The organism is Pseudomonas sp. (assembly GCF_026224925.1).
GTDB lineage: Bacteria > Pseudomonadota > Gammaproteobacteria > Pseudomonadales > Pseudomonadaceae > Aquipseudomonas.
On record NZ_JAMFRV010000399.1, the window covers coordinates 1 to 9,058 of the forward strand.

Here is a 9,058-nt window from a genome sequence, read left to right on the forward strand (position 1 = left end):
CGTAGAATTCCAGTGCACCGCCCAAGGCAGACAGCGACAAGGTTTTATAGTCGTTTCGGGTCAATGGACGCGAGGGCTGCGCGGCACTTGAGGAGACAGTGGACATAACAAGGACTTCTCTTGGGATTGATGGGCATCGGCAACGCTGGCCGATACCTGACGGCGTGTACTCGCACCAGCCAAGGAAATATCTGACACAGGCATCAAAATTGCCTGACAGACGTGGCGATCCAAAGCTGTTTAGGTCCGGCAAGATAGCAAACTCTTAAAAAAGCACACAGTAAGAAGGTTTACGTGGTCAAAAAGAGAACCGAACGGTCGTCGCGTAGCGCGTCGCCCGATATACTCCCAGGCCGCGTAACGGAACCGAACGTGCTCGGGGGTTGCTGTGCGAAGTCGCTGCTGAGCCTTAAAACAGCCGTTTTCGCAGAGTTTCCCCTTTAGACGCGCAAAACAACGAGTGAACGACACGTGTTCACAATCAGCGTTTTTAATGTCTTTTCACTGCGGCAAAAAATGATGAGAGTCATGGGTCAGAGGCACCCTAGGCATGATTGAACTCGAACAAGAAGATCCAATTCCACAAGGCGACCTTGCGTTGCAAATCACGGCTTTACCCCGTGAAACTAATGGTTTTGGCGATATTTTCGGTGGTTGGCTGGTCTCGCAGATGGACTTGGCAGGCACTGCCATGGCGAGCAAAGTTGCAGGCGGCCGAGTGGCGACAGTGGCCATTGATCGCATGACGTTCCTGGTTCCAGTGGCCGTCGGCGCGCAGCTGTCCTTCTATACCCAAGCGTTGGAAATTGGCCGCAGCTCAATCCAGATGATGGTCGAAGTGTGGAGCGATGACCCGTTGTCCAGCGAGTGGCGCAAAGTGACCGAAGCAGTCTTTGTGTTCGTCGCCATCGACGGCAGCGGTCGTACTCGGTCGGTGCCAGCACGGCGTTAAGCCTGGCGCTGGCGTGCTGGGGTAAACTCGTGGACTGTTGCACGGTCTACTTCTATCACTGTCCTTAAGTGAGAACCCTCGCATGCAAGCGCCCCAAGTCGAAACCGTCAAACTCGATGAACTGAACTGCTGGCGCATACGCCACGGCCAGGCCGAGTTACTTGTCGCCCAACAGGGTGCACATATCCTCAGCTATCAAGTAGCTGGGGAGCAGCCGTTGATCTGGCTTAACAAGCAGGCCACGTTCAAAAAGGGCAAGCCCATTCGTACCGGCATTCCGGTCTGTTGGCCGTGGTTTGGCAATTTCGAGCGCAACCCCGACAGCGTGCAAGCCATGCGTCAAAGCGTTGAACCCGCGAAAGCCCACGGTGAAGTTCGCGCCCTGGATTGGCAGCTGCTGGGCATCAGCAATGAAGGTGAGTCGCTGCTGGTAGAGTTTGTGCTGCCGGAAACCGAAGGCCAGATCGCCGGCTGGGCCCATGACGTCGCGCTTAAACTGAGTATTCGTCTTGATACACAATTGCACGTCAGCCTCACCAGCCACAACAAAGGCCAGGAAGACGTCACGCTCAGTCAGGCTCTGCACAGCTATTTTGCGGTGAGCGATGTGCGTCAAGTCAGCATCGAAGGTCTGGACGGCCTGCGTTACATTGACACGCTGCAAAACTGGACAGAGTGTGTTCAGTCCGCAGACCTGCACTTCGTCGGCGAAACTGATCGCATCTACCTCAATACGCCTAACCACTTGAGCGTGGTCGATCCCGACTGGAATCGGCGCATCATCATCAACACCAAAGGTTCTCGGTCCACTGTGATTTGGAACCCATGGATCGAACGCGCGAAAAACTTCAGCGACATGGCAGACGATGATTGGCAAGGCATGGTGTGTGTAGAAACCGCCAACGTCATGGGTGACGTCGTAACGCTCGGCCCCGATGCGTCCCACACGTTAACGGTCAGCATCGGCAGCGCACCGCTGTAAATACGGCCTAGAGGTCCGCTTCCACCACGACGCGGACCTTGGAAGCATCCAACGCATAGGCTGCATCGGCCAAGTCATTGCTGACCTTCTCGACTTTCAACGTGCCAATGACCCACAGCGGCGTGTAAATATCGCTGAGCTTCAAGCCTTTTGGGTACCGCACCAGCACCAATTGATTGGGCGGCGGCGGCGGTACATGGATGCAAGCGCCAGGGTACGGAACAAGAAAAAAAAGCGTGCTGCGGCCTTTGGCGTCTGTCTCCAGCGGAACTGGATAGCCACCAATACGAATGTCTTTGCCGTTCATGGCCGGTACGGTCTTGGCCGAATACATCACGGCAGGCAGACCTTTGCTTTGTTTCAAGCCACCTTTGCTGTCGAACGTCCCCTTGGCTTCCGGAGAGTTGTGATCGATTTCAGGCATGGCTTCGAGTGCTTTTTGATCCGACTTGGGCATCAGTTCGAGCCAATCGGTTTCTGGCAATTCAGCGTGAGCTAGCCCAGAGGCCAGCAACAGCGTAATAAAGAGAAGGCGACGCATAAATAGCTCGGCAATTTGAGTAATAAAGTGCCGAGCATTCTAGCCCTCTGCGCTGCATTAGCGCAGAGGGCCGACCATCAATATCAGTCTTTTCTGAGCATGCCGTAGATCACCAGCAGGATGACCGCCCCCACCAACGCACCAAAGAAGCCGGCACCCTGGCCTGCTTGATAAATACCGAGTGCCTGACCACCATAAGTTGCGGCCAATGAGCCACCGATACCCAGCAGAATGGTCATGATCCAACCCATGCTGTCATCGCCTGGCTTAATGAATCGCGCCAATAGGCCAACGATCAGGCCGATAAAGATGGTTCCGATAATTCCCATGCCATTCCCCTCTGTATGAAATTGGATAGCCAAGCCTATTGAAGGCGCTGCCATCCTGCAATCAGAGAGCTGTGAATGCCGATGGTTCCTTGGATCAAAACCTACGTCTTGATCAGCGCCTCGACCTTTTTGATCTGCTGATCAAGGGTCGCCCGATCGACGCAACGCAAGGTGGCATGACCGACTTTACGTCCAACCTTGAATGCCTTGCCGTAGTGGTGCAGATGGCAATCGTCGATGGCGATGACTTTATCCACAGCCGGCACTTCGCCGATGAAGTTGAGCATGGCGCTCTCGCCGATCTTCGCCGTCGAACCCAGCGGCAAGCCCGCTACCGCCCGCAGATGGTTTTCGAATTGGCTGCACTCGGCGCCTTCGGTGGTCCAGTGCCCGGAGTTGTGCACACGCGGAGCAATTTCGTTGGCCTTGAGGCCGCCGTCGACTTCGAAGTATTCGAACGCCAACACACCCACATAGTCGAGCTTCTTCAAGACGCGACCGGCGTAATCTTCGGCCAACGCTTGCAGCGGATGATCAGTACTGGCAATCGACAGACGCAGAATACCGTTGTCGTGGGTGTTGTGTACCAGTGGGTAGAAGCGTGTTTCGCCGTCCCGGCCGCGCACGGCAATCAGCGAAACTTCACCGGTAAACGGTACGAAACCTTCCAACAAACAAGCGACGCTGCCCAGTTCGGCAAAGGTGTCGGCCACATCTGCAGGCGTACGCAGAACCTTCTGCCCCTTACCGTCGTAACCCAGCGTGCGGGTTTTCAGCACGGCAGGCAGACCGATAGTGACGACCGCTGCGTCCAGATCGGCTTGCGACTGGATATCGGCGAATGCGGGGGTCGGAATCCCAAGGTCCTTGAACATGCTTTTTTCGAACCAACGGTCACGGGCAATCCGCAACGCCTCGGCGCTTGGATACACCGGGACGAACTGCGACAAGAAGGCCACTGTTTCCGCAGGCACGCTTTCGAATTCGAAGGTCACCAGATCGACTTCATCGGCCAACTGGCGCAAATGGTCCTGATCGCCGTAATCGGCACGCAAATGCTCACCCAACGCAGCCGCACAAGCGTCTGGCGCAGGGTCGAGGAAAGCGAAGTTCATCCCCAGCGGAGTGCCCGCCAAAGCCAACATGCGACCCAACTGGCCGCCACCGATTACACCGATCTTCATGGAAAAACCTCAGGCGTCGCGCGGGTCTGGATTGTCCAGGACGCTGTCTGTCTGCTCAGCGCGGAATTTTTTCAGCACTGCATGGAATTGCGGGTGCTTGGCGCCAAGGATGCTGGCCGATAACAACGCCGCGTTGATCGCACCTGCCTTGCCAATCGCCAAGGTCGCGACCGGAATACCCGCGGGCATCTGCACGATGGACAGCAAGGAGTCGACACCGGACAGCATCGACGACTGCACGGGAACACCCAATACCGGCAAGTGAGTCTTGGCTGCACACATGCCTGGCAAGTGTGCGGCACCGCCAGCACCGGCGATGATCACTTCAATGCCACGCGCTTCGGCCTGTTCGGCGTACTGGAACAACAGGTCCGGAGTCCGGTGAGCTGACACCACTTTGACTTCATAAGGGATGCCTAGCTTTTCCAGCATATCGGCGGTGTGGCTAAGGGTGGACCAATCGGACTTGGAGCCCATGATCACGCCAACCAGTGCGCTCATCGTCGTGCCTCTTCTATCGTGCGCCCGCAGGCGAGTCAGAAAACAACAAGCCACGCGGGAGAACCGGCGTGGCTTGCTGTACGAATAATGACCGGTCGAGCCGGCCAAAGGCCGCGCAGTATACCGTAAAGCAGCGGGAAGAAAGCCCCTTTGGTGACCATTAGTCAGGCGCCCGGTTTCAGCACCTTGCATGACGAAAATCCTACGCAGCAAACAGGCGTTACTCTGTGATCACAGCGTCACTGGCTACTAATAATCTTCCGCGAATCAGGTCTAAATACTTTCAACCCCGGCTAGTAACCTTCGGCCAGGGTACATCCCATGCCTCGATACATTAATTACTTTGGAGCATGGCCAATACTCTATTCAACATGAGTCATGATTTATGAAATCCGTGTCAAATTACGTGTTGTCGGCACTGCTTATAATGTGCTCAGCGTTTGCTACCGCCGAAGTAAGGGTGGCGAAACTGCCTTTGTATTTTTTTATATTTGTGCACGATGACATATCGGCCGAAGATCGCGTGGCACTTCGGGGAAACTACATTTCCTGGGCTACCAAAGAGATAGAAGGCATCACCGGGCGCAAGGTGTATGTGGAGTATATTGAGCACGATCCTTCGATGACCCGTTTTGCCTACCCAAACGAGAACAAAGAAGTTGCGCTTCAAGAGTGGACCAGCCGCGTCGATGCTTACCGACTCAGCCACCCTCAACCCCTGAACAAACGCTACAAATACTTGTTGCTGACCAAGCATCAGCTAAATGCCAGCACACTGGGTGTTGCAGCGCAGAGTAACTACTCAGGTATTGCTTCGATCCAGACTTTTCAAGCAGCAGCGCATGAATTCGGCCATATGCTGGGCGCTACTCACGAGGCCGCGCAAACTAGCTATATCGGCGGGTGGTGGTGCAGTACGATCATGGGCGGCTACTCGCCATTAACTTCCAATTGCTATATCTACAGCGATGGCAATCGGAAAGCGATTGCCGATTACTTGAAAAACACAAAATAATCGCACTACCGCTTTCGCCTTTTGGCGTGAGAATAGAGCGACGCGCTTCAGACAAAAAAATCTCTCACTTACATCATTAGCAAGGATGCTTATGAAACTCACTTTTCTTCGTTATATTCTGACGCTCACCACGGCCCTGATATTCTCGGCTGCCGTTAATGCTGCAGATACAAAGGCACTGAAAGAGCCATTGTTGGTCCAGGTATTCATTCACGATGATGTTTCATTGGATCTTGAAACCATCAACAGGAATTATTTCAGCTGGATGGTTAAAGACCTTGAAAGCTTTACCCAGAGAAAAGTTCACCTGAGGTTCCTCAAGAACACCCCCGGCCTGACTGACTTTGCTTATCATGGCGAGAATATTGACAGTATTTTGTGGCTCTGGAAAGTCGCTGTCCATAATTACATCACGCGGCATAATCTTCCTCAAAACAAGTTCCGCAAATATCTACTTCTGACTGACCGCGTGATTAAGTCGGGGACACTCGGCATTGCAGATGCGGACAAGAAAGTTGCTGGTATCGCTTCGCTTAGCAGTTACAACGTCCCGGCTCACGAGCTAGGCCATTTGCTGGGGGGCACTCATGACGCTGCGAAAATTTTATACAGGCCTTGGCCGTGTGAAACCAACCTTGATTCTCACCGCACCGTCGGGTTCGCCCTTTGCTACGTTTACAGCGATGAAAACAAACGCCTCATCGCCGACTATCTAAACGCTGGTTCCTGAGATGTGACGCCTAAGTGGAGACACTTAGGCGTCGCTCTGCGCCGCAGAACTCTCCAGCTTGCGCCACAATAACCGCACATTAGCCTTGCGCACCAAGGCGCAGCGGTAAAGGCGAATCTCCAGCGGTACGTGCCACTGCGTACCGCCGCAGACCACCAGCTCACCCCGCGCCAGTTCAGCACGAACACTCAGTTCCGGCACCCAAGCGATGCCCAAACCTTCCAGCGCCATGCCTTTAAGACTGTCGGCCATGGCCGTTTCATAGACCGTGGTAAAGCGCACGCTGCGCTGGCGCAATAACAAATTCACTGAACGCCCGAGAAATGCCCCGGCACTGTAAGCCAGCAATGGCACGCTGGCGTCACCCTCCAGGTCGAACAGTGGCAGACCGTCGGCGTCCGCCGCGCACACTGGCAGCATTTCGGTATGGCCCAAATGCAGCGATGGAAAAATCTCGTTGTCCATCTGCAAGGCGGCGTCCGGGTCATAGAACGCCAGCATCAAATCGCAACCACCCTCACGTAATGCGTGCACAGCCTCACCGACGTTGGTCGCCACCAGCCGAGTCGCGATGTTCAGGCCTTCGTTACGCAGCTGAGCGATCCAACGCGGAAAGAAGCCCAACGCCAAAGAGTGCGCGGCCGCAACTTGCATGACTTCGCCCTGCCCGCCTTCCAGATGATGCAGATGGCGCAGCACTTCGCCCAATTGCTCGACGACGGTCCGCGCAGTGACCAGGAACAGTTGGCCCGCAGCGGTGAGTTCGATGGGTGTGCGCGAGCGATTGACCAAGGTCAGTCCGAGCGCTGATTCGAGGCTGCGAATACGCCGGCTGAAAGCGGGTTGGGTGACGAATCGACGCTCAGCCGCTTGGGAAAAGCTACGGGTCGCGGCCAAGGCACTAAAGTCCTCTAGCCATTTGCTTTCAAGGTTCATGGGTTCTCCTGCTAAAAAGCGCATACCTATATCTTCATACGCTTTTCAGAATCTTAACGTCACATCCACGTTATGCCGTTTGTGCATAGGGCAGCGCTTAACAGCATTTGCCCCAGATAGCCCACAAGCCTAGCATCAGCAGCGTTCCGGCACTCTTCGTGCCTCTCTTGAGATCATCTCTATCATGTCCTCCGCCGCATCATCGCGCACTGAAAAAGACCTGCTTGGCGTTCTCGAAGTACCTGCTGATGCCTATTTCGGCATACAGACACTGCGGGCGGTAAACAACTTTCACCTCTCCGGCGTCCCGATTTCGCACTACCCAAAACTGGTCGTGGCGCTGGCCATGGTTAAGCAAGCTGCAGCTGATGCGAACCATGAACTGGGTCATCTGAACTCGGCCAAGCATGCGGCTATCAGCGAAGCCTGTGCGCGCCTGGTTCGCGGCGATTTTCACGACCAGTTCGTGGTCGACATGATTCAAGGCGGCGCTGGCACTTCAACCAACATGAATGCCAACGAAGTCATCGCCAACATCGCGCTGGAGGCCATGGGCCACAGCAAGGGCGAATACCAATACCTGCACCCGAACAATGACGTGAACATGGCGCAGTCGACCAACGACGCTTACCCGACGGCGATCCGCCTGGGCCTGCTGCTCGGTCACGACGCCCTGCTCGCCAGCCTCGACAGCCTGATTCAGGCGTTCGCTGCCAAGGGCCAAGAATTCAACCACGTTCTGAAAATGGGCCGGACCCAACTGCAGGACGCTGTGCCGATGACCCTCGGCCAGGAGTTCCGCGCGTTTGCCACGACCCTGAATGAAGACCTGAATCGCTTGCGTAGCCTGGCGCCGGAACTGCTGACCGAAGTAAACCTCGGTGGTACTGCCATTGGCACCGGCATCAACGCCGATCCGCGTTATCAACAGCTGGCAGTTGATCGCCTGGCAGTTATCAGCGGGCAACCACTGGTACCAGCGGCGGACTTAATTGAAGCCACTTCTGACATGGGTGCCTTTGTGCTGTTCTCCGGCATGCTCAAGCGTACCGCAGTCAAGCTGTCCAAGATTTGCAACGACTTGCGCCTGCTGTCCAGTGGCCCACGCACCGGTATCAACGAGATCAACCTGCCAGCGCGCCAACCCGGCAGCTCGATCATGCCTGGCAAGGTCAACCCGGTGATTCCGGAAGCGGTCAATCAGGTAGCCTTTGAAATCATCGGTAACGACCTGTCGCTGACCATGGCGGCGGAAGGCGGTCAATTGCAGCTGAACGTGATGGAGCCGCTGATCGCTTACAAGATCTTCGACACCATCCGCCTGCTGCAACGCGCCATGGACATGCTGCGCGAACATTGCATCGTCGGCATCACCGCCAACGAAGCGCGCTGCCGTGAACTGGTTGAACATTCCATCGGTTTGGTCACTGCACTGAACCCGTACATCGGTTATGAAAACGCCACACGTATCGCTCGTATTGCGCTGGAAAGCGGCCGTGGCGTGCTAGAGCTGGTGCGCGAAGAAGGCTTGCTCGACGACGTTATGTTGGCTGACATCTTGCGCCCGGAAAATATGATTGCTCCGCGACTGGTGCCATTGAAGGCCTGACCCTCAAGACGCCTCGCAACACGCTCACCAGGATGAGGGATTAGACACCTCTCACCTTTTGAGGGTCTGGAGATTAATTTCCAGACCCTTTTTTTTGCCTGCTTGTTTTTACTTTGTACTGAACAGGCCATAGCCTTGGCAGACCTGATGAATTCTGTGGGAGATTCTATGGTGGTGATCAAGCCATAATCGCGCTTTTAGTGTGATATTCGCTCTGATTTTTCATCAGGGAGAATGCCACTCGAGCGAGTTTTCGGGCGAGCATGACCAGTACTTGAG

At 55.1% G+C, this 9,058-nt stretch carries 10 protein-coding genes and 1 pseudogene; 5 read left to right on the top strand and 6 right to left on the bottom strand.

Going from position 1 to position 9,058, the window contains the following annotated elements; all coding sequences use genetic code 11:
- Positions 1–550 precede the first annotated feature (550 nt).
- Positions 551–952, top strand: coding sequence for an acyl-CoA thioesterase (locus M0974_RS17225; RefSeq protein ID WP_297839195.1), 402 nt, complete (start codon positions 551–553; stop codon positions 950–952).
- A gap of 82 nt (positions 953–1,034) precedes the next feature.
- Entirely contained in the window at positions 1,035–1,934 is a 900-nt protein-coding gene (locus tag M0974_RS17230) for a D-hexose-6-phosphate mutarotase (protein WP_297839198.1), read from the top strand.
- A gap of 7 nt (positions 1,935–1,941) precedes the next feature.
- On the opposite strand, the gene M0974_RS17235 is transcribed toward M0974_RS17230, so the two are convergent.
- The 4 genes from M0974_RS17235 to purE form a co-directional block, all read right to left on the bottom strand.
- The gene (locus M0974_RS17235; protein WP_297839201.1) at positions 1,942–2,475 is read right to left on the bottom strand and encodes a DUF3299 domain-containing protein; all 534 of its coding nucleotides are present in this window, start codon (positions 2,473–2,475) and stop codon (positions 1,942–1,944) included.
- A gap of 83 nt (positions 2,476–2,558) precedes the next feature.
- On the bottom strand, positions 2,559–2,804 hold the full coding sequence (locus M0974_RS17240; RefSeq protein ID WP_297839204.1) for a GlsB/YeaQ/YmgE family stress response membrane protein: 246 nt from the start codon (positions 2,802–2,804) through the stop codon (positions 2,559–2,561).
- Positions 2,805–2,905: 101 nt separating this feature from the next.
- Positions 2,906–3,988, bottom strand: coding sequence for a 5-(carboxyamino)imidazole ribonucleotide synthase (locus M0974_RS17245; protein ID WP_297839207.1), 1,083 nt, complete (start codon positions 3,986–3,988; stop codon positions 2,906–2,908).
- 9 nt (positions 3,989–3,997) lie between these two features.
- Complete coding sequence (purE, locus tag M0974_RS17250) at positions 3,998–4,489, bottom strand: 5-(carboxyamino)imidazole ribonucleotide mutase (protein WP_219063090.1); 492 nt, start codon at positions 4,487–4,489, stop codon at positions 3,998–4,000.
- A 385-nt stretch (positions 4,490–4,874) separates the two neighbouring features.
- Between purE and M0974_RS17255 the strand changes: the two genes are divergently transcribed.
- Positions 4,875–5,504, top strand: coding sequence for a reprolysin-like metallopeptidase (locus M0974_RS17255; RefSeq protein WP_297839212.1), 630 nt, complete (start codon positions 4,875–4,877; stop codon positions 5,502–5,504).
- Positions 5,505–5,595: 91 nt separating this feature from the next.
- Complete coding sequence (locus tag M0974_RS17260) at positions 5,596–6,234, top strand: hypothetical protein (RefSeq protein WP_297839215.1); 639 nt, start codon at positions 5,596–5,598, stop codon at positions 6,232–6,234.
- Positions 6,235–6,258: 24 nt separating this feature from the next.
- On the opposite strand, the gene M0974_RS17265 is transcribed toward M0974_RS17260, so the two are convergent.
- A complete protein-coding gene (locus M0974_RS17265) occupies positions 6,259–7,170 on the bottom strand; it encodes a LysR substrate-binding domain-containing protein (RefSeq protein WP_297839217.1) in 912 nt (303 codons plus the stop codon).
- A gap of 184 nt (positions 7,171–7,354) precedes the next feature.
- On the opposite strand from M0974_RS17265, the gene aspA reads away from it, so the two are divergent.
- On the top strand, positions 7,355–8,779 hold the full coding sequence (gene aspA, locus M0974_RS17270) for an aspartate ammonia-lyase (RefSeq protein ID WP_297839219.1): 1,425 nt from the start codon (positions 7,355–7,357) through the stop codon (positions 8,777–8,779).
- Positions 8,780–8,957: 178 nt separating this feature from the next.
- On the opposite strand, the pseudogene M0974_RS17275 reads toward aspA, so the two are convergent.
- Positions 8,958–9,058: pseudogene (locus tag M0974_RS17275) on the bottom strand (IS110 family transposase); the annotation flags it as partial.

Bases quoted from the DNA above. Each gene is read 5' to 3' on its own strand.
- M0974_RS17225 (WP_297839195.1), top strand. From the start codon at position 551: ATGATTGAACTCGAACAAGAAGATCCAATTCCACAAGGCGACCTTGCG.
- M0974_RS17230 (WP_297839198.1), top strand. From the start codon at position 1,035: ATGCAAGCGCCCCAAGTCGAAACCGTCAAACTCGATGAACTGAACTGC.
- M0974_RS17235 (WP_297839201.1), bottom strand. From the start codon at position 2,475: ATGCGTCGCCTTCTCTTTATTACGCTGTTGCTGGCCTCTGGGCTAGCT.
- M0974_RS17240 (WP_297839204.1), bottom strand. From the start codon at position 2,804: ATGGGAATTATCGGAACCATCTTTATCGGCCTGATCGTTGGCCTATTG.
- M0974_RS17245 (WP_297839207.1), bottom strand. From the start codon at position 3,988: ATGAAGATCGGTGTAATCGGTGGCGGCCAGTTGGGTCGCATGTTGGCT.
- purE (WP_219063090.1), bottom strand. From the start codon at position 4,489: ATGAGCGCACTGGTTGGCGTGATCATGGGCTCCAAGTCCGATTGGTCC.
- M0974_RS17255 (WP_297839212.1), top strand. From the start codon at position 4,875: ATGAAATCCGTGTCAAATTACGTGTTGTCGGCACTGCTTATAATGTGC.
- M0974_RS17260 (WP_297839215.1), top strand. From the start codon at position 5,596: ATGAAACTCACTTTTCTTCGTTATATTCTGACGCTCACCACGGCCCTG.
- M0974_RS17265 (WP_297839217.1), bottom strand. From the start codon at position 7,170: ATGAACCTTGAAAGCAAATGGCTAGAGGACTTTAGTGCCTTGGCCGCG.
- aspA (WP_297839219.1), top strand. From the start codon at position 7,355: ATGTCCTCCGCCGCATCATCGCGCACTGAAAAAGACCTGCTTGGCGTT.